The following is a 19,560-nucleotide window of genomic DNA, read 5'->3' on the forward strand; positions in this document are numbered from 1 at the left end:
GGCTGCGGCCCGGGGCAACTCTATCGGATCGACCTGCAGGTCCGCGCACCTCGCGGCTTCCGCATCGGCCGCACTGGCCATCGCGATCCTGGTAGCGACGTCGTACGCGACAATCTGTGCGCTTGCTCCAGGAATCCTGCTGATGACCTTGGCAATCATGTCGGCGGTGCGATCGTGCAGCAGCCGGCCCAGCAGTTGCGAGTACTCCCGGCGCGGGAGCAACACCGTGACCTTGGCGTCCACGTGTTCGGTCATGGTCTCGCACACCAGGTCGTGCGCGGCCCGGCTGAGATTGCGGTCAAAACAGTCGACCGTCCGCAAACGGGTGACGTGGCCGTAGTGCTCCCACTGCTGGCGCAGCTGCTCCGCATGCTTGGAGTCCAGCACGAAGTGCACCGCGGTCATTTCGTCGGCTTCCAGCCCCTTGGCATAGCGCAGCGCCTCGACTTCGGCCAGGTCGACCGAGTCCACCAGCACAAGCACGTGGTGGTGGGCGTGTTTCAGCAGCTCAGGAGGTTCGGTGGTGGACGTCTGCAGCACCGACGACTCGGCGCGGTACTGCCGGTTCACCCGCATCAAGGCGAACACCAGGATCGGGAAGACCACCACGACCAGCCACGCACCCTCGGTGAATTTGGCGATCGCGAAGATACCCACCACGACCGTCGAGAGCAGCCCGGCGGAGAAGTTGATCACCAGCTTGTGCCGCCAGCCGGGTCCGCGGTGGGTGAGCCAGTGCTTGGTCATCCCGTAGCCCGCCATCGAGAACCCGGTGAACACGCCGATCGCGTAGAACGGCACCAGCGCGTTGAGCGACCCGCCCGTGCCGACCAGCAGCGCGACCGCCAACACGGTGAGCACGATGATGCCGTTGGAGAACACCAGCCGATGGCCGCGCTTCATCAACGGCCGCGGCAGGAAGCTGTCCTCGGCGACGAAACTCGTCAACGCCGGGAAACCGTTGAAGCTGGTGTTCCCACCGGTGTAGAGGACCAGCGCGGTCGCAGCTTGGACGAGGAAATAGCAGACGTGCCCGAAAACGCCGTCACCGAAGACCGCCTTGGCAATCTCGGACAGCATCGACGGGTAGCCGCTCTCGTACGGGAACGCGTGGGTGAGGTGTGCCAGCCACGCGACGCCCGCCAGCAGGAACGCCAGAATGCACGCCATGATGGTCAGCACCTTGCGGGCGTTGCGGCTCTCCGGTGGCCGAAACGCGTTGACGGTGTTCGAGATTGCCTCGACCCCGGTCAGCGACGAACCGCCGTTGGCGAACGCCCTCAGCACGATCAGCAGGGTGGCACCCATGATCAGGCCGCTGCCGTGGTGTACCGATACCGCGCCGTCAGCGTGCACCGGATCGTAAACCGGCAAACCTCCCAGGAATTCCCGAGCAATTCCGACGATAATTGTCAGTGAGACCATGCCGACAAACAAATAAGTAGGTAATGCAAAAGGCAAACCGGCTTCACGTAATCCGCGCAAATTGGCAAAACACATCAATAGAACAACGCCGACAGTTATTTCGAGGCTGTAGGGCCCGAGGGCCGGGAAGGCCGACGCCACCGCGACCGTGCCGGCCGCGCACTGCACGGCGACCGTGACGACGTAGTCGATCAGCAACGACGCGGCGGCGATCTGGGCCACCTTCGGCCCGAAGTTCTCCCGTGCGACCACATACGATCCGCCGGCGCGGGTGTACACCGCCACGACTTGGCGATATGACGCCGCCACCAGCACAAGGATCAACAAGATGACGCCGGTGATCGGCAGCAGCAATGCGAAGGCAGCCATGCCGGCCGCCGGCAGCAGCTCGATCATCACCTGTTCTGAGCCGTAGGCGGTGGACGATATCGCGTCGGGTGACAGTACGCCCAGCGCGATCGGGTTGGACAACCGCTCGTGCTGCAGCTGATCGTTGATCATCGGCCTTCCGAGGAAGACCCTCTTACACCGGTCGGAAAACGACGGCGAGATCCGAAGTTCGCCGGCCAGCTGTGACATAGCAAATACCTCACACAATTTCTAAGGGCTTTACGCAGAAACGGGTTGGACCTCGCCAAAGCCTACGGTTCTCGGCTGGAATTCGCGCGCCCAGAAACGCGTATCCAGCGATTTGCGACGCTTCTTAACGGAATCTTGACGCCCTATCCGGCAGACCCGCCAGTCGCGGTCGGCATGCCATGTGGATAGTTTCGGTGTCGACTCCCGTTCACCATCGGTCGGCGCGCTCGCCTCGTCGGGCGGCGCGCTGGATCAGTTCGTGACCCGGTCGGCCGCGGCGGCGATTCGCTCGTCGGTGGCGGTCAACGCGACCCGGACGTGCCGGGCACCGCGTGCACCGTAAAACTCGCCGGGAGCGGCCAGGATGCCGCGCTGGGCGAGCCAGTGGACGGTGTCGCGGCACGGCTCGTCGCGAGTCACCCAGAGGTAAAGCCCGGCCTCGGAATGGTCGATGGTGAACCCGGCCGCACGGAATGCCGGCAGTAGCACCTCACGGCGCTGCCGATAGCGCTCACGCTGCTCGTGCTCGTGGACGTCGTCGTCGAGCGCGGCGACCATCGCCGCCTGCACCGGCCTCGGCACCATCATCCCGGCGTGCTTGCGAACCGCCAACAGCTCCCCGACCACGGTGGCATCGCCGGCGACGAAGCCGGCCCGGTAGCCCGCGAGTGACGAGCTCTTCGACAAGGACTGGATGGCCAGCAGGCCAGTGTGGTCGCCGTCGCATACCGACGGGTGCAGCACCGACAGCGGTTGCGCGTCCCAGCCCAGCCCCAGGTAGCACTCGTCGGAGGCGACCACCACACCGCGGGTGCGGGCCCAGCTGACGAGCTTGCGAAGGTGGTCGACGCCGAGCACCTGCCCGGTCGGGTTGCTCGGCGAGTTCACGAACAGCAGCGCGGGCGCCTCCGGCCCGATCTGGGTGAGCGAGTCGGCGAACAGCACCCGCGCCCCGGCCAGCCGCGCACCGACGTCGTAGGTCGGGTACGCCAGCTCGGGCACGACGACGAGGTCCCCCGCCCCCACGCCGAGCAGGGTCGGTAGCCACGCGATGACCTCTTTGGTGCCGATCACCGGCAGCACGGCCGACTCGGCCAGACCAGTGATGCCGTAGCGGCGGTGGAGCGCGGCGACTGCCGATTCGCGCAGCGCCAGGGTGCCCGCGGTGGTGGGGTATCCCGGCTCGGCGCTGGCCGATGCCAGCGCGTCCCGGATTACGGGCGCGACCGGGTCGACGGGAGTGCCGACCGACAGGTCGACGATGCCTCCAATATGCGACTTAGCCAGCGCCGTCACATCGGCCAGGGTGTCCCAGGGGAACTCCGGCAGTGACGCTGACAATCGTCGACGGTCAGTCAGGCGGCTCAGTCATGCTCCTGCGGCGGAAGGTCCTTGACCGGCTGCGGGTCGTTGTCGGTCTGGCCGACTTTCGCGGCGCCGCCGGGCGATCCGAGCTCGGCAAAAAAGTCCGCGTTGATCTGGGTGTACTGGCTCCACTGCTCGGGAACGTCGTCCTCGTAGTAGATGGCTTCGACCGGGCAGACCGGCTCGCAGGCCCCGCAGTCGACGCACTCGTCGGGGTGGATGAACAACATCCGAGCGCCCTCATAGATACAGTCGACCGGGCACTCTTCGATGCATGCCTTGTCTTTGAGATCGACGCAGGGTTCGGCGATCGTGTACGTCACAGACGTCTCCTCCACGGACTCCAGGGGCTGTTCTGGGTGCGCCGGTAGGTGGCTACTCACTTTCCGGCGGTGAAATGTCTCGGTTACTGATACTAGACGTTGCATATACAACGCAAGTACCAGGTCACTATGCGCGTCGATGCAATGCAACTAGTTGCATAGGGCTGACCGGATTCCCTATGCTGCGGCCGTGGCACTACCCCACGCGCTCTTGGTGTCGCTCTGCGAGCAGTCCGGCTCCGGCTACGAGCTCACGCGGCGGTTCGATCGCTCGATCGGCTACTTCTGGAGCGCCACTCATCAGCAGATCTACCGGACGCTGCGGTCGATGGAGGCCGACGGCTGGGTGTCGGCGACGGTCATCCCCCAGCACGGGCGGCCGGACAAAAGGGTCTACACCGTTTCCGACACCGGCCGCACCGAGTTGGCCCGCTGGATTGCCGCGCCGTTGGGTGGAGGCCGCGTGGGCGAGGCAGGAGTCCGCGAGCTGGCCGTCAAGCTTCGCGGCGCGGCCTACGGCGACTCCAGGGCGCTACACGAGCAAGTCATCGCGCTGCGGGCCGAGCGCGCTCGAACGCTGGACACCTACCGCGGATTCGAGAAGCAATTCGCCGATTCAGAGCCGTTGCGCGGCAACGCGTTACATCACTACCTCGTGCTCCGCGGCGGAATTCGCACCGAAGAAGGCACCATCGCCTGGCTGGACGAAGTGGCAGCCGCGCTGGAGGCCGACTCGAAGCTGGAGGCCCGGTGAACTATCCAAACCTGTTGTCTCCGCTGGACCTTGGATTCACCACGCTGCGCAACCGGGTGGTCATGGGCTCGATGCACACCGGCCTGGAGGATCGCGCCCGCAACACCGACCGACTCGCGGAGTACTTCGCCGAACGCGCACACGGCGGCGTCGGCCTGATCATCACGGGTGGCTACGCCCCCAACCGGACGGGCTGGCTGCTGCCGTTCGCCGCCGACCTGACCTCGTCGGCGCAGGTTCGTCGGCACCGAACGATCACCGACGCGGTGCACGATGGCGGTGGCAAGATCCTGCTACAAATCCTGCACGCCGGACGTTATGCCTACCATCCGCTGTCGGTCAGCGCGTCGTCGATCAAGGCACCGATCAATCCCTTTCGGCCGCGCAAGCTTTCGTCGGGTGGCGTGCAGAGCACGATCGACGACTTTGCCCGCTGCGCCCAGCTGGCCCGCGAGGCGGGTTACGACGGCGTCGAAATCATGGGCAGCGAAGGGTATTTGATCAACCAATTCCTGGCGGAGCGCACCAACAAGCGCAACGACGCCTGGGGCGGCAGCGCCGACAAGCGACGCCGCTTCCCCGTCGAAATCGTGCGCCGGACCCGCGCCGCCGTCGGCAACGACTTCATCGTCAGCTACCGCATGTCGATGGCCGACTTCGTCGAGGGCGGCCAGAGCTGGGACGACATCATTGCGCTGGCAATCGAAGTCGAGGCCGCTGGCGCAACCCTGCTCAACTCCGGCTTCGGCTGGCACGAGGCCAGGGTGCCGACCATCGTCACGTCCGTGCCGAACAATGCGTTCGTCGACATCAGCCACGCCGTCGCCGGTCACGTCGACATCCCGGTGGTGGCCTCGAACCGGATCAACATGCCGCAGGCAGCCGAGCAGATTCTGGCCGACACCCACGTGCAGCTGATTTCGATGGCCCGCCCGCTGCTGGCCGACCCGGAGTGGGTCCTCAAGGCTCACGCGGCCCGCGCCGACGAGATCAATACCTGCATCGCCTGCAACCAGGCCTGCCTGGACCACGCCTTCGTGCACAAGACGGTGTCGTGTCTGCTCAACCCGCGGGCCGGCCACGAGACGGAACTCGTGCTCTCCCCCACCCGGCGCACCCGCTCGATCGCGGTGGTCGGGGCCGGACCCGCCGGGTTGGCCGCCGCGGTGAACGCCGCAAGTCGCGGCCACCGGGTGACGCTTTTCGAGGCCAACGACTTCATCGGCGGCCAATTCGACTTGGCCCGCCGCATCCCGGGCAAAGAGGAATTCAACGAGACCATCCGATATTTCACGACGATGCTGGGTGTCAACAATGTCGACGTGCGGCTCTGCACTCGGGCGTCGGCCGCCGACCTCGCCGGCTACGACCACGTCGTGCTGGCCACCGGGGTGGCGCCGCGGATCCCGGACATCCCCGGCATCGACCACCCGATGGTGCTGACCTACGGCCAGGCCATCACCGGTACCAAGCCGCTGGGCACGCGCGTCGCGGTGATCGGCGCCGGCGGAATCGGTTTCGACGTCGGCGAATTCCTGGTGACCGACACGTCGCCGACGCTGAACCTCAAGGACTGGAAGACCGAGTGGGGTGCCGCCGATCCGTGGGAAGCACCGGGCGCACTGATCGCACCGATCCCCGCCCCGCCGGCCCGGGAGGTGTATCTGCTACAGCGCTCCAGCGGTGCACAGGGTCGCAAGCTCGGAAAGACCAGCGGCTGGGTACACCGGGCCTCGTTGAAACACAAAGGTGTACAGCAGCTTTCCGGCGTCAACTACGAGCGGATCAGCGACGAGGGCCTGCACATCAGCTTCGGCTCGAAGCACGAACGACCCCGGTTGCTCGAGGTCGACAACATCGTGGTCTGCGCCGGCCAGGAGCCCGTGCGCGACTTGGAAGACGAGCTGCGCCGCAACGGAATCCACCCACACGTCATCGGTGGCGCCGCGGTCGCGGCGGAACTGGACGCCAAGCGAGCGATCAAGCAGGGCACCGAGCTGGCGGCCCAGCTCTAGTCGCTCGCCGAGCGTGACACCGCCGTCATGTTCGGCCTCCGGGGCTATGCGGCCAGCGGGCTGTAGTCGGTGGTGCGCTGACGGGCCGGGCGGCCGATGCCCTCGGCGATTGCGGTCAGCTCGGCGACGGTCTTGGCCGATCCGAATTCCGAGCCGGCCATCCGGGAGATGGTTTCTTCCATCAGCGTGCCGCCGAGGTCGTTCGCGCCGCCGTTGAGCATCACCTGGGTGCGCTCGACGCCGAGTTTGACCCAGCTGGTCTGGATCTGAGAGATACGGCCGTGCAACATGATCCGCGCCAAGGCGTGGACGGCGCGATTGTCGCGATGGGTCGGGCCGGGACGTGCCGCGCCGGCCAGATACAGCGGCGAGTTCTGATGCACGAAGGGCAGCGGCACGAACTCGGTGAATCCGCCGGTGCGGTCCTGGATGTCGCGCAGCACGTTGAGGTGGCCGACCCAGTGCCTCGGGTCGTCGACGTGGCCGTACATCATCGTCGAGGACGACCGCAGTCCCACCTCGTGCGCGGTCGTCACCACCTCGATCCACATCGAGGTCGGCAGCTTTCCCTTGGTCAGCACCCAGCGGATCTCGTCGTCGAGGATCTCGGCCGCCGTTCCCGGAATGGAGTCCAGGCCGGCCTCACGCAGACTGGTCAACCACTCGCGAATACTCAACCCGCTCTTGGTCACTCCGTTGGCGACCTCCATGGGAGAGAACGCATGCACATGCATCGACGGCACCCGCGCCTTGACCGCGCGGACCAGGTCGGCGTAGCCGGTGACCGGCAGCTCGGGGTCGATGCCGCCTTGCATGCAGACCTCGGTGGCACCGGCGACGTGCGCTTCCCAGGCGCGCTGGGCGACCTCGTCCGCCGACAGCGAGAACGCGTCGGCGTCGTCCTTGCGTTGGGCGAACGCGCAGAACCGGCAGCCGGTGTAACAGATGTTGGTGAAGTTGATGTTGCGGTTCACCACGAACGTCACGTCGTCGCCGACGGCATCGCGTCGCAGCGAATCTGCCAGCGCGGCAACAGCATCCAGGGCGGGGCCGTCGGCGGTCGCCAGAGCCAGGTACTCGGCGTCCGTGCACGCGGCCGGATCGCGCTCGGCGGAGCGCAGCGCGGCAAGTACGTCGGTGTTGATGCGTTCGGGCGCCCGGGCAGCCAGATCGTGCACCTTGGCCCGGATCGACTCCCAGTCGCCGAACGCGCTGTCCAGATCGCTGCGGGTCTCGGTCCGCCGGCCTTCGGTGTCGATCGCGGCGTTCAGGTCGACCCGGCCTGAGGACACCGAAATGTCGTCCGGCTCCTGCCACGGCATCCCCACCGGGGTGACATCGCGGGCCCATCCGGTGGCCGGATCGGCCAGCGCCGCAACATGACCGCGCACCCGCGGATCGATCCATGCCGCCCCGGCCTGCACATACTTGGGCTGGGCGGTCAGCCGCTCGACCAAGTCGTATCCCGCGGCGGCGGTGACCTCGGCCAGGGTGTCCAGCGCCGGCCACGGCCGCTCGGGGTTGACGTGGTCGGGGGTCAGCGGCGAGACACCACCCCAGTCGTCGACGCCGGCGCCAATCAGTGCCAGGCACTCCTGCTCCGACACCAGGTTCGGCGGCGCCTGGATGCGCATCGCCGGCCCCAGCACCAGGCGCGCGACGGCGATGGTCGCCAGGAAGTCGTCAATCCCGGCGTCGGGCGTCGACGCCATCGCCGTGTGCTCCTTGGCCCGGAAGTTCTGCACGATCACTTCCTGGACGTGCCCGAATTCCTTGTGCGACTTGCGAATTGCATGGATGGTCTCGGCCCGCTCGACCAGCGTCTCGCCGATACCCACCAGCAGACCGGTGGTGAAGGGAATCGACAGCCGGCCCGCATCGGTGAGCGTCCGCAGCCGCACCTCGGGGTCTTTGTCCGGACTGCCGTAGTGCGCCAGACCCTTGGTCTCGAACAGCCGCCGTGACGTCGTTTCGAGCATCATGCCCATCGAGGGCGCCACCGGCTTCAGCCGAGACAGCTCCGACCAGCTCATCACGCCAGGATTCAGGTGCGGCAGCAGCCCGGTCTCCTCGAGTACTCGGATCGCCATCGCGCGCAGGTACGACAGCGTGGAGTCGTAGCCGCGCGCCTCCAGCCATTCTCGGGCCTCGGGCCACCGGTCCTCAGGCCGGTCACCGAGGGTGAATAGTGCTTCCTTGCAACCGAGTTCAGCACCGCGACGGGCAATGTCGAGAATCTCGTCGGGCTCGAGGTACATGCCGGCACCCTGAGCGCGCAGCTTGCCGGGCACCGTGACGAACGTGCAGTAATGGCATGAGTCGCGGCACAGATGAGTGACCGGAATGAACACCTTGCGTGAGTAGCTGACCGGCAACCGACCCGACCCACCGCGCCGCCCGGCCGACTCCAAACCCGCGTCGCGCACCCGCGCAGCGCTGCGACACAGATCCGCCAGATCCTCGCCGCGAGCGGTCAGCGCGAGCGCCGCCTCGTCGACATTCAGCGCCACCCCGTCGCGGGCCCGACGCAACACCCGGCGCATCGCGGGATCGCCAGGCCTGCGATATCGCTGGGGAACCGAGGGGCTGGGTAGCAGGGTCGGCTCTTCGCCCGGAGTCAACGGCACAGTGGTGTAACTTCCGGCCGGCGCCATTTCATCCGCAATTCCATCCGCACGTCCCAACTCTTCGCGACCCGACGCGTGCCATGAGCGACAACAGTAGCCTCCGGCCCAGGACTTGTGGTCCCTGCCCTCAGGGCGCGGTCCGGCGCCGCAACAGCACCCAGAACGGCAGCAAAGTACCCGCCGCTAGCAGCAGGAATGGGCTGAACTCGGTGATTCCGCGGCCGGCGAAGATGACGTCACCACCGGGACCCGGCCGGGCCATCACCAAAACGGTCAACAACCAGGTCCACACCGGCAGCGCGGCCAGCACATTGCGGCTGGTCCACCGCATGGCGACGAATACCAGCGCCGCATTGACCGCCCCGCTGGCCAGCGCGCTGAGCGGAAACGGAATCGCTCCGATGTAGGACGGCAGGAAAAGCGCGCCGCCGATGGCGGACAAGACGCCGTCGAACGCCAACAACCCCAAGACGACGACGGGGGCAACTCGATTCGTCGCGGCCGCGATTCGGCCGCCGCGCGACTCGATCTCTGTCAGGTCGGGACGCTGTCCAGCTGCGAGACGATGGACATGACCGTCCACTGGAAGTTGTCCAGTCGGTCCTGCCAGTGCTGCTGGTTGTAGTCCAGATCCGGATCCATTCCGGCAGCTTACCGCGCGGCCGCACCGGTCAGGTCGACTCCGGCAAGCAGATCGGTCTCCCACCCGCGCTCGTCTCGCTCACCGGCCACGCCCGCGGTGAGTATGTAGTGCTCCTGCGTGACGATGGGCAGCGCGATGTTGTTCGACAGCGCCATCGTGCGGTCGGTGGGACCCACGGTGAGCTGGGTCGCGTGTGCCCGCAGCGCCGCTATCTTCGCCGGTAATGCGGCGGGATCGTCGATGACAGCGTCGATCTCGTCGTCGGGGAAGCCGAGTTCGTTGAAATCTCCGTCCGGCGGGGGGACGATCCACTCCTCGCGCAGGTCGTCGGGACCGAGCGCCGCCCAGCCCGCCGTGAATGCGCTACGCGCGATCACCGTCCAATAGAACTTCGGCACCGACCATGGCCGCCCCGGAAAGTCGTCACTGCGAGCGGCGGCGGCGACCGCCGCGGTCGTGACCACATGCGTCTGGATGTGGTCGGGATGACCGTAGCCGCCGTTGGGGTCGTAGGTGACCACCACGTGGGGCCGCAGCGTGCGAATGATCTCGACGAGAGCGCCGACGGCTTCGTGCTGGTCTGCGTCGCTGAACCGCTGAGAACCCGGCGGCCCATATGTCGGTGCGCCGGCCATCCCGGAGTCCCGCCAGCGGCCGGCTCCGCCGAGGTAGACCGGGCCGTCGAGACCCAGTGCCCGCAGCGCCGCGGTCAGCTCCCCGATCCGGTAACCGCCGAGCTGGTCGGCGTGATCGGCGGCCAATCGCGCCCACCGATCGCCGATCACCTCTCCCTCTTCGCCGAGTGTGCAGGTGACCACCTGGACTTGCGCCCCGCGCGCAACGTAGTGAGCGATGGTTGCGCCGTTGGTCATCGTCTCGTCGTCGGGGTGGGCGTGCACGAAAAGCAACCGCGGAGTCTCCTGCATGAACCGCACCCTACTAGGGCCGTGCGCGGCAAAGGATTTCGTGACTGAAACGCCTGAGCTGCAAAGACAGTCGGCGGTCTGGCAAAGCCCTGTGCACCGGAAATGCACCTCGCTGGCTACTATCGACGGATGGGACAGCAGACGGCAACGGTCCGCACCCGCCGCCGGGGCAAGCAGCTCGAAGACGCCCTTTTTGACGCGACGCTGGCCGAGCTGGCTGTGGTCGGTTACGGCGGATTGACGATGGAGGGAATCGCCGCGCGGGCGCGCACCGGTAAGGCCGCGCTGTACCGGCGGTGGTCCTGCAAGCACGACTTGGTCCAGGCGGCGCTGCTCTACGCGTTGCCGCCGCTACCCGAACCGCGTCCGGATCGATCCGCGCGCGAGAATCTGCTGGCCGTACTCAACGCACACTGCGATGTCGTCGCGGGCAAGACCGCGTTCCCGGGTCTGGACAGCATGCACCAGCTGCTGCACGAGCCGGAGCTGCGGGCGATCTTCGCGGATGCCGTCGTAGGACCCCGCCTACGGATCACCGAATCGATCCTGCAGACCGCCGCGGACACCGGCGAAATCGACCCCGCATCGATCACGCCCTACACAGCCCGAGTCGGCACCGCGTTGATCAACCAACAAATGCTGCTGACCGGCGCACCGCCGAATAAGCGTCAGCTCGCCCAGATCGTCGAAACGGTGCTTCCGCATTTGACGTGAGAAACGTTGCGGCACAACAGAATGAGGTTCTTCATGACCAAAGGCGGGCCGCCCCCTGGTCGGTCCGCCTCTGGCGGCTTCCTTGCTGAACCGGTCAGGTCGAACAGTACCTGAGAGCATTATTAGCGGGCACGCTTCGCTAACTTTCGTCTAACAGTGACCTAATCGTTACCTGTCACTGACCGGTCTTCACCCACTGCCCGGCGTCGCCGACGATGCCGACCGGCACCGCGCCGGTCAGGCTGACGTTCTGCACACTCGGGCCTGCGGCGACGATGGTGGCGTCCTGCAGGATGGGCAGCACCGTGGCCATGTCCCACAGCCGCGGCTCAACGGCGTTGATCACGTCGTTGATGTTCTTGGCACCGCCGAGGGCCGCATCGATATCGGCCTGGATGCTGTGGTCGCAGATGCCGGTCAGATTCGACGGCGCCTGCACCAACGCGCCAGGCTCTTGCGCCTTCGAGGGCGGCGTCGACGTGGCCGCGGTCGGCGTCGTTACGGGGGTGGGCTTGGCGGTCGGTCCGGGCGACGACGGCGCCGTGGTCGTGGATACCGCTGTCGCCTCCAGCGCCGGGCAGCTGTAGCGAGAAGCCAGCAGCGTCGCCAGGTTTCCGCCTGCCTCGCTCCATCCGACCAGCGCGTCCACCCGGTTGTTGACCAGAGCGTCGCGATAGAGGGCGACCGGGTCGATCGCGAGCACGCTCGCGGCGATGCCGACACTGCGCAACTGATCCGCGGCGGTGTTCGCCACGGCAACCGAGGTCGGATCGTTCGCAGCGACGCCGATCACCAGGGACAGTTCTTTACCGTCCTTGCTGACGTGCCCGCGGGGGCTTTCCGGGGTCGAGGTGTCGTTGTCGATCTGGTAACCCGCTGACTCCAGCAACCCCAACGCCGCCGTCCGAGTCATCGCCGGCGGCGCGGTCGGCACGTAGCCCGGGTCGCTCGGCGACCGGATCTGCGCCTGGTCAAGGCTGACGGTGTTGTCGCTGCCCGCGCCGACCGCGGCGAGCAGATCTACGTCGAGTAGACCGAGGATGGCTTTGCGGACCTGCCCGTCGGCGAGCTTCGGTTCGCTGGCCCGCAGCGTCAACTGCATGACCCGCGGCGTCATGATCCGGGCCGTCCGGACGTCTGGAATCGCCGACAACTGCGCGAATGCCGCCGAGCCGCCGTGTACTTGAGCGACCTGCGTGTCGCCGTTGCGGACCGAGTCGGCCAACGCCGCGGGCGCCCCGGCCCGACGGAACAGCACCAAGTCGGGCTTGGCCGGCGGGCCCCAATAGCGATCGTTGCGGGCAAGCAGGATCTCGTCGCGCTGCGGGTCGATCGACTCGACGCGGAACTGGCCGCCAGTGACCGGCAGGGCGCGGGCCAGGCCGGCCGGAAAGCCACCGGGAACGTCCTTGACGATGTGCGCGGGAAGGATGTCGCTGAACAGCTCGCGCCATCCTGGATAGGGCCGGGCGAAGGTGACGACAGCCTGCTTGCCGCCGTCGATCGATTGCACCCCGGTGATCAGGTCGTAACCGGCCGGATCGACCACACCGGGCTGGCCGACCATCTGACGCCACAGGTACCAGAAGTCGTCGGCCGCGATCGGGGCGTTGTCGGTCCACTGGGCTTCGGGACGGATCTTGTAGGTGACCGTGAACGGGTTCTCGCTGGTCACTTCCGCCGACGTCAGGAGCGTCGGGTCCATCTCCCACCGCGACCCGGTTGGAGTGCTTGGGTCGACTACCGGTCGAAAGGCGCTGGGCAGCACCAATGCGCTGACCGCGGCGTTGACGGCGGACAGGTCCGAGAGCAGATGCGGGTTGAAACCGGCGCCGATCGAGTCGATTCCCATGATGATCTGCGTCTTGCGCTGCGGCGGCGGGGCCGTGCTGCGTTTGGTCTCGGTGCTCTGCGGAGCGGGCGGCGGGCTGACGGTGCAACCGGCGAACATCAGCAGCGTGCCCAGCAAGCCGGCGGTCGCGTACACACGGCGGACTCGTCTCGGCACGCCCCACAGGGTATCGGGGCTTGTCTTTTCCGCGACGGACATCCGTCGTCAGCCGCGAGCCTTGGCCCGTGCTTTCGCCCGCGCCCGCAGTGTCGCGGCGAGCTCGACCTTGCGCACCCGCACCACCTCGGGTGTCACTTCCACGCACTCGTCCTCGGCGCAGAACTCCATCGCCTGCTCGAGGCCGAGTTCCAGCGGCCGGGCCAGCGTCTCCATCACATCGGCCGTCGACGACCGCATGTTGGTGAGCTTCTTCTCCCGCGTCACGTTGACGTCGAGATCCTCGGCGCGGGGGTTGATTCCGACGACCTGACCCTCGTAGGTGTCCTCACCGGGCTCGACGAAGAACTGCCCGCGGTCGGCAAGCTGGATCATCGCGAACGGGGTGATCGTGCCGCTGCGGTCCGACACCAGAGAGCCGGTGTGCCGCGCCTTGATCTCTCCCGCCCACGGCCGGTAGCCGTCGAACACCGCGTTGGCGATCCCCGTGCCACGGGTCAGCGTCAGGAAGTCGGTGCGGAAACCGATCAGGCCGCGGCTCGGCACGATGAAGTCCATCCGCACCCAGCCGGCGGCGTGATTGGTCATCTCCTCCATGCGGCCCTTGCGGGCGGCCATCAGCTGGGTGATCGCGCCGACGAACTCCTCGGGGCAGTCAATGGTCATCGCCTCGAACGGCTCGTGCAGCTTGCCGTCGATGGTTTGGGTAACCACCTGCGGCTTGCCGACGGTCAGCTCGAAACCCTCACGACGCATCTGCTCGACGAGCACGGCCAGCGCCAGCTCGCCGCGGCCCTGGACCTCCCAGGCGTCGGGGCGGTCGATGTCGACGACTTTGATCGACACGTTGCCGACCAGCTCAGAGTCCAACCGGTTCTTGACCATGCGCGCGGTGAGTTTGTGACCGGACACCTTGCCCGCGAGTGGCGAAGTGTTGGTGCCGATGGTCACCGAGATGGCGGGCTCGTCGACGGTGATCCGCGGCAGCGCGTGCGCGTGGTCGGGGTCGGCGAGCGTATCTCCGATCATGATCTCCGGGATACCGGCGACGGCGACGATGTCGCCGGCGATCGCCTCCGCGGTGGGCGTGCGCTCGACACCCTCGGTCACCAACAGTTCGGTGATCTTGGCGTTCGTGATCACTGGGTGGCCGTCGACTTCACGCATCCAGGCCACCTGCTGCCCTTTTTTGATGCGACCCTTGTAGATCCGGATGAGGGCCAACCGGCCCAGGAAGGACGACGCGTCGAGGTTGGTGACGAGGGCCTGCAGCGGCGCCTCCGGGTCGCCCTGCGGCGGCGGAATGTGTTGCAGCAGAACGTCGAACAGCGGGTCGAGGTTCTCGCCGTCGGGGTTTTCGCCGTTGGCGGGTTGGGTGGTGCTAGCGATGCCGGCCCGTCCGGAGGCATACAACGTCGGCAAATCGAGCGCCTTCTCCGCGGCGGCCTGGGCTTCCTCGTCGAGGTCGGAGGCGACGTCGAGCAGCAGGTCGTGGCTTTCCTCGACGACCTCGGCGATGCGGGCGTCGGGCCGGTCGGTCTTGTTGACGACGAGGATCACCGGCAGATGGGCGGCCAGCGCCTTGCGCAGCACGAAGCGGGTCTGCGGCAAGGGGCCCTCGGACGCGTCGACCAACAGCAGCACGCCGTCGACCATCGACAGCCCGCGCTCGACTTCGCCACCGAAGTCGGCGTGGCCCGGGGTGTCGATGACGTTGATGACGGTCATCGAGCCGTCCGGGTGCCGGCGGTGCACGGCGGTGTTCTTGGCCAGGATCGTGATGCCCTTTTCCTTCTCCAGGTCACCCGAGTCCATGAGGCGCTCGATAGCGTCGTCGCCGCGGTGGGTCAGTGCCCCCGACTGCCGCAGCATCGCGTCGACCAGGGTCGTCTTGCCGTGATCGACGTGAGCGACGATGGCTACGTTCCGAAAATCCACGTCGGTGATTGTCGCAGCGGAGGACACCAATCGCGAAAACGCAGCGGAAGCCTAAATACCTGACCGCGAAACCGAAAAAGAAGTGCTGCCGCTCGTCGCCGCGGTGTAAGAGCTGCCCGTTGGTGCTGCACAAGGTCCGCAAAGCCGAACTTGACGGCATTCGTGGCAAGGCCCTGGACAAGGTGTACCGGCGCGCCCGCAAGGGGTGAGGGTGTGCGAGATATCACCCAGCAAGGACACCGCGGTCTAAGGCCTCGCTGGTCGCGTTGTTCTAGCTGAGCAGTCTTCGCAAGGCCGGCAGGAAGCCGCAGTCCGCAGGCACCCAGTCGACGTCGTCGAGTTCACCCGCGGACACCCAGCGCAGCGCGGCATGGTCGTGGGGCTCCGGCTCGCCGCGCAGCAGCATGGCCGCGTAGGCCCGCAGCGTCGTCGTAGCGTTGAGTTCGACGTCCCCGATATGCGCGCCGACCTCTACCTCGACGCCGAGTTCTTCGGCGAGTTCGCGGGCCAGCGCTTCGGCGTCGGTCTCCCCATCGGTGACCTTGCCGCCCGGTAACTCCCAGCGACCGGCCAGCTCCGGTGGTCGCGTGCGCTGCGCGATCAGCAGCCTGGACTCGGCGACGATCGCGCCGGCGACCACGATCAGGTTGACCATCGCGGCTGACGGTATACGGTCGAATCATGGCTGTGTTATCGGATGACCAAGTAGACGCCGCACTGCCTGACCTCAACGGGTGGGAACGCAAAGACGGCGCGTTGCGTCGATCAGTGAAGTTCCCCGAATTCCTGGCTGGGATAGAGGCGGTGCGCCGGGTCGCCGAACGCGCCGAAGAGAAAGACCATCATCCCGACATCGACATCCGTTGGCGGACAGTTACTTTCGCGCTGGTCACCCATTCCGAGGGCGGCATCACCGACAAGGATCTCGCGATGGCTCACGACATCGACGCGATTATCGCTGAGTAGCCGGCCCCCGACGACTGACCGCGACCCACGCCAACGTGGCCAGCGTCGCCACGATGTAGATCAGCCCGCCCCACGCCTGATACCAGGGTCGACCGTTCTGCCAGATGCTCGGCTGCGCAAAACTGAGCAACCAGGGCACGCCGACGACAAGCAGCAGCAGCCAGATCCAGCCGAGAATTCGCGCGCCTCGACGGTCAGACAGCGGACCGTGGAACAGCCAAATCATCAACGGCACCAACCACACCCAGTGGTGAGTCCACGAGATCGGGGATAGCAGCAGCCCGAACAGCTCCACGACCAGCAGGCGGCCCAGCCGATCGCCGATGACTCGCCAGGCGAGGACGGAAAGTATTGCCGTGACGGCGATTCCGATCAGCACCGCGGGGCTGTAACCGGCGTCGTGACCCTGGATCCGGCAGATCGCGCCGCGCCACGACTGATTGAAAATCGTGCAGATCGGCCCAACGCGATCGGTCTTGAAGATCAATTCAGTGAAGTAGTAACGAGTTTGATCACCGACCACCAACACCGACAGCCCGATGGTGGCGAGGAAGACCACCCCGGAGAACACCGCAGTGGCCCAACGACGTACGCCGACGAAATACAGGCCGCCGATTGCGGGCGTCAGCTTCACCCCCGCCGCCGTCCCCAACAGCAGTCCGGACAGCCACCACCGGGAGCTGAAGACGGCGCCCAAGGTGGCCAGCGCGAGCACCACGTTGATCTGTCCGTAGTCGAAGGTGCTGCGCAGCGGCTCGAGCCAGATCGCGATTCCGGTCCATAGCATCGCCAGACGGTGTCCCTCACCGGCCGCGACGCCCAACAGCCGCTGACTGAGCCGGACCACGCCGTACAGCGCGCCCATCGTCCCGACGGTCCAGCAGAAGGCGACGACGCCGAACGGCAGAAAGTGCAAGGGATAGAAGACCACCGCGGCGAACGGCGGATAGGTGAACGGCAGCGGGAAATCCGGCGTCTGATCGGCGTAGACGTACCGGTACAGGCTGCCCGGGTGGTCGATCATGGCAGACCCGCCGACGTACACGTGCAAGTCGACGAAGTTGGCCCCGTTGGGTGCGAGATACGTCCAGGCCAGACGCGCCAGCACGCTCACGACCAGCAGCACCGGCCCGATCGTCTCTATCGAGATCGCGCGCCGGCGGTCGAGGATTGCCGCCGGAGCGGCCGAGGTGGTGTCTATTCGCACGACTCTATCGCCGGGCCGGAGCGGCGCCGCAGCTCCGCCGATCAGTCACCGCCAGCACTCGGTTCCGTAACGGTCGAATAAATGCCACACGTGTCACTCCAGTCACAGCGGTCTCCTCATGGATCGTCTCCGGCGAGGACCTGTCATCGAGATTCAAGGGGAGTCATGTCAACTATCGGAACCTTCGTTCGCGCCACCGCTGTCGTGGCGGGCTCGTCGGCAGCGTTGCTCATGGGCGGCTTGATGGGCACAGCCCATGCCGACCCGGCGCCGGTGCCCGTGCCCGACATCGGCCAGCAGCTCGTCGGCACCGCGGCGCAGGCGCCACAGCTGCTGCAGGGCGTCGCCGGTGCGCTCGGCGGTCAGCCGGCCACGCCGCCGCCGCTGGCCAGCGCGGCGATCAAGATGCCGCAGACGCCTCCGGCCACCACGCCGGGCGCCGGCTCGTCGCTGCTGCCGGGCTTGGCATCACCGTCTCCGGCCGCTACCAGCACCACGCCAGGACTCGGGATCCCGGGCCTGACTCAGCCCGCACCGGCCGCGACCAGCACCACACCGGGTCTCAGTCTTCCCGGTCTGACGCAGCCGGCTCCGGCTGCGGCCGCGCCGGCGACCAGCAACCCGGCGAGCATGCTGCCGCAGGCGCAGTTGAACCTGCCGCAAATCCCCGGAATGCCGTTCCCGCTTCCACAACAGGTGTCGTTGCCCGGTGACCTGACGTCGCTGTTCACCGGCGGATCGCCGCTCAGCAGCGGACTGGCGTCGGCGGCGGGCATCCCGGCGGCTGCTGCGCCCGCGGCAACGATGCCGTTGACCGCGGCACCCGCGGCGACCCTGCCGCTGACCGCAGCACCGCTGGCGACAGCTCCGGTGCTGCCCGCGTCGGCCGGCGCGTCGCTGTTCCCGGTCTCCGCCCTGCCCTGACCAAGCATCGGCCGGCTAGCGCCACCGTGCGCTAGCCGGCCACCACAAACGTCGACGACTGGGAGGACACCATGAACATCGCACGGAACCTGATCTACGCCCTTACCGCCACGGCCATCGCATCCAGCGCCGCACTGGCCATGTCCCCCAACGCCGGAGCCGACCCGGCGGCACCGCCCGCGCCGGTCCCCGCACAGCAGTTGCCGGGTCTGCCCGCGCTGCCGGCTCTGACCGAGCTGAGCCCGATCATCCAGCAGGCCGCCGGCAACCCCGAGCAGGCCACGCAATTGCTGATGGCCGCCGCACAAGCGTTCAGCAAAAACCCATCGGCGCCGGAGGAATCGAAAAATGTTGCGGCATCGGTGAATCAATTCGCCCAAGCACCCGATGCCGCGTCGACGGCGCACGTCGTGCCGCCCGGTGTGGAGCCCGGCGCCCAGGCGCACCTGCCGACGGGGATCGATCCGGTGCACGCCGCGGGCCCCGCACCCGCAGCAGCCCCGGCACCGGCGCCCGCTGCCGCTCCGGCGAACGCCGTCCCGGTAGCGGCGGCGACACCGCCCGCTCCCGCGGCGGCCTCCGCTCCGGCTCCGGCACCCGAAGCTGCTGCGCCGCAAGCCGCGGCTCCCCAAGCCGCCGCGCCGGGATTCAGCCCGGACGCCCCGCCCACGCAGGACTTCATGTATCCGTCGATCAGCAACAACTGCGGCACCGACGGCGGCACCGTGATGGCACCCGTGCTCTCGGTCGCCGGCCCGGCCAAGATCCCCGCGCCGGGCCCCGCCGCCGGCCAAACGTCCTACGTGTTCACCGCCGTAGGAACGCCAGGACCTGCCGATGTGCAGAAACTTCCGCTGAACGTCACGTGGGTCAACCTGACCACCGGCAAGTCGGGCAGCGCGACGCTCAAGCCGCAGGCCGACATCAACCCGCAGGGGCCGACGACGCTGACCGCGACCGTTGACACCGGCTCGGGCAGCATCATGTCGACGATCTTCGGTCAGGTCAGCACCAAGGACAAGCAGTGCCAGTTCATGCCGACCATCGGCTCGACGGTGGTGCCCTGATCTAGAGACGACCAAATCCGCCGGGGCTCACGGGCTCCGGCGGATTTTTCGTCAGTAGGCCGTACCGTGCTGGTTCTTC

The 19,560-nt window shown here is 67.1% G+C and carries 16 protein-coding genes and 1 pseudogene; 7 read left to right on the plus strand and 10 right to left on the minus strand.

The features are described from left to right. Positions 1-75: 75 nt before the first annotated feature. From MKK62_RS02125 to fdxA, 3 genes and pseudogenes are all read right to left on the minus strand, one after another. Positions 76-2,004, minus strand: a pseudogene (locus MKK62_RS02125) (APC family permease); the annotation flags it as partial. A gap of 252 nt (positions 2,005-2,256) precedes the next feature. Next, positions 2,257-3,345 carry a succinyldiaminopimelate transaminase gene (gene dapC, locus MKK62_RS02130; protein ID WP_240262624.1) on the minus strand — a complete coding sequence of 363 codons (1,089 nt, stop codon included), beginning with the start codon at positions 3,343-3,345 and terminating at the stop codon, positions 2,257-2,259. A 23-nt stretch (positions 3,346-3,368) separates the two neighbouring features. Further along, the gene (fdxA, locus tag MKK62_RS02135; RefSeq protein ID WP_240262623.1) at positions 3,369-3,692 is read right to left on the minus strand and encodes a ferredoxin; all 324 of its coding nucleotides are present in this window, start codon (positions 3,690-3,692) and stop codon (positions 3,369-3,371) included. Between the two features lie 190 nt (positions 3,693-3,882). Between fdxA and MKK62_RS02140 the strand changes: the two genes are divergently transcribed. Together MKK62_RS02140 and MKK62_RS02145 are read left to right on the plus strand one after the other, a co-directional pair. Further along, entirely contained in the window at positions 3,883-4,446 is a 564-nt protein-coding gene (locus MKK62_RS02140) for a PadR family transcriptional regulator (protein ID WP_240262622.1), read from the plus strand. Continuing rightward, positions 4,443-6,461, plus strand: coding sequence for an NADPH-dependent 2,4-dienoyl-CoA reductase (locus tag MKK62_RS02145; protein WP_240262621.1), 2,019 nt, complete (start codon positions 4,443-4,445; stop codon positions 6,459-6,461). Before MKK62_RS02140 ends, MKK62_RS02145 begins: the two co-directional genes overlap by 4 nt. 44 nt (positions 6,462-6,505) lie before the next feature. On the opposite strand, the gene MKK62_RS02150 is transcribed toward MKK62_RS02145, so the two are convergent. From MKK62_RS02150 to mshB, 3 genes are all read right to left on the minus strand, one after another. After that, positions 6,506-9,115, minus strand: a complete 2,610-nt coding sequence (locus MKK62_RS02150; RefSeq protein WP_434085014.1) for a bifunctional FO biosynthesis protein CofGH — start codon at positions 9,113-9,115, stop codon at positions 6,506-6,508. A gap of 100 nt (positions 9,116-9,215) precedes the next feature. Further along, complete coding sequence (locus tag MKK62_RS02155; protein ID WP_434085015.1) at positions 9,216-9,557, minus strand: hypothetical protein; 342 nt, start codon at positions 9,555-9,557, stop codon at positions 9,216-9,218. A 182-nt stretch (positions 9,558-9,739) separates the two neighbouring features. Beyond that, positions 9,740-10,657 (minus strand): N-acetyl-1-D-myo-inositol-2-amino-2-deoxy-alpha-D-glucopyranoside deacetylase, encoded by a 918-nt coding sequence (mshB, locus tag MKK62_RS02160; protein ID WP_240262620.1) that lies wholly within the window; start codon positions 10,655-10,657, stop codon positions 9,740-9,742. Positions 10,658-10,786: 129 nt separating this feature from the next. Between mshB and MKK62_RS02165 the strand changes: the two genes are divergently transcribed. Continuing rightward, positions 10,787-11,371, plus strand: coding sequence for a TetR/AcrR family transcriptional regulator (locus MKK62_RS02165; protein WP_240262619.1), 585 nt, complete (start codon positions 10,787-10,789; stop codon positions 11,369-11,371). Positions 11,372-11,546: 175 nt separating this feature from the next. On the opposite strand, the gene MKK62_RS02170 is transcribed toward MKK62_RS02165, so the two are convergent. Both MKK62_RS02170 and typA read right to left on the minus strand, forming a co-directional pair. Beyond that, on the minus strand, positions 11,547-13,421 hold the full coding sequence (locus MKK62_RS02170) for an ABC transporter family substrate-binding protein (protein WP_240262618.1): 1,875 nt from the start codon (positions 13,419-13,421) through the stop codon (positions 11,547-11,549). 6 nt (positions 13,422-13,427) lie between these two features. After that, complete coding sequence (gene typA / locus MKK62_RS02175) at positions 13,428-15,317, minus strand: translational GTPase TypA (RefSeq protein WP_240262617.1); 1,890 nt, start codon at positions 15,315-15,317, stop codon at positions 13,428-13,430. Between the two features lie 29 nt (positions 15,318-15,346). On the opposite strand from typA, the gene MKK62_RS26560 reads away from it, so the two are divergent. Further along, positions 15,347-15,526: a hypothetical protein gene (locus MKK62_RS26560; protein WP_434085066.1), complete on the plus strand. Its 180-nt coding sequence runs from the start codon at positions 15,347-15,349 to the stop codon at positions 15,524-15,526. Positions 15,527-15,588: 62 nt separating this feature from the next. Here MKK62_RS26560 and MKK62_RS02180 read toward each other — a convergent pair whose 3' ends face one another. Further along, positions 15,589-15,972, minus strand: coding sequence for a (deoxy)nucleoside triphosphate pyrophosphohydrolase (locus MKK62_RS02180; protein WP_240262616.1), 384 nt, complete (start codon positions 15,970-15,972; stop codon positions 15,589-15,591). 26 nt (positions 15,973-15,998) lie between these two features. Between MKK62_RS02180 and MKK62_RS02185 the strand changes: the two genes are divergently transcribed. Then, complete coding sequence (locus MKK62_RS02185) at positions 15,999-16,283, plus strand: 4a-hydroxytetrahydrobiopterin dehydratase (protein WP_240262615.1); 285 nt, start codon at positions 15,999-16,001, stop codon at positions 16,281-16,283. On the opposite strand, the gene MKK62_RS02190 is transcribed toward MKK62_RS02185, so the two are convergent. Beyond that, complete coding sequence (locus MKK62_RS02190) at positions 16,270-17,535, minus strand: mannosyltransferase (RefSeq protein ID WP_240263864.1); 1,266 nt, start codon at positions 17,533-17,535, stop codon at positions 16,270-16,272. The genes MKK62_RS02185 and MKK62_RS02190 overlap by 14 nt on opposite strands. A 120-nt stretch (positions 17,536-17,655) precedes the next feature. Between MKK62_RS02190 and MKK62_RS02195 the strand changes: the two genes are divergently transcribed. Both MKK62_RS02195 and MKK62_RS02200 read left to right on the plus strand, forming a co-directional pair. Beyond that, on the plus strand, positions 17,656-18,414 hold the full coding sequence (locus MKK62_RS02195; protein ID WP_240262614.1) for a hypothetical protein: 759 nt from the start codon (positions 17,656-17,658) through the stop codon (positions 18,412-18,414). A 71-nt stretch (positions 18,415-18,485) separates the two neighbouring features. Continuing rightward, the gene (locus MKK62_RS02200; protein WP_240262613.1) at positions 18,486-19,481 is read left to right on the plus strand and encodes an Rv1157c family protein; all 996 of its coding nucleotides are present in this window, start codon (positions 18,486-18,488) and stop codon (positions 19,479-19,481) included. The last annotated feature ends 79 nt before the right edge of the window (positions 19,482-19,560 follow it).

This window comes from Mycobacterium paraterrae (assembly GCF_022430545.2).
In the GTDB taxonomy this organism is placed as follows: Bacteria; Actinomycetota; Actinomycetes; order Mycobacteriales; family Mycobacteriaceae; genus Mycobacterium; species Mycobacterium paraterrae.

What these genes read in the sequence shown, in the direction of transcription:
- MKK62_RS02150 (WP_434085014.1), bottom strand. Translation starts at nt 9,115, where the DNA reads ATGGCGCCGGCCGGAAGTTACACCACTGTGCCGTTGACTCCGGGCGAA.
- mshB (WP_240262620.1), bottom strand. Translation starts at nt 10,657, where the DNA reads ATGCAGGAGACTCCGCGGTTGCTTTTCGTGCACGCCCACCCCGACGAC.
- MKK62_RS02165 (WP_240262619.1), top strand. Translation starts at nt 10,787, where the DNA reads ATGGGACAGCAGACGGCAACGGTCCGCACCCGCCGCCGGGGCAAGCAG.
- MKK62_RS02170 (WP_240262618.1), bottom strand. Translation starts at nt 13,421, where the DNA reads ATGTCCGTCGCGGAAAAGACAAGCCCCGATACCCTGTGGGGCGTGCCG.
- MKK62_RS02180 (WP_240262616.1), bottom strand. Translation starts at nt 15,972, where the DNA reads ATGGTCAACCTGATCGTGGTCGCCGGCGCGATCGTCGCCGAGTCCAGG.
- MKK62_RS02185 (WP_240262615.1), top strand. Translation starts at nt 15,999, where the DNA reads ATGGCTGTGTTATCGGATGACCAAGTAGACGCCGCACTGCCTGACCTC.
- MKK62_RS02195 (WP_240262614.1), top strand. Translation starts at nt 17,656, where the DNA reads ATGTCAACTATCGGAACCTTCGTTCGCGCCACCGCTGTCGTGGCGGGC.
- MKK62_RS02200 (WP_240262613.1), top strand. Translation starts at nt 18,486, where the DNA reads ATGAACATCGCACGGAACCTGATCTACGCCCTTACCGCCACGGCCATC.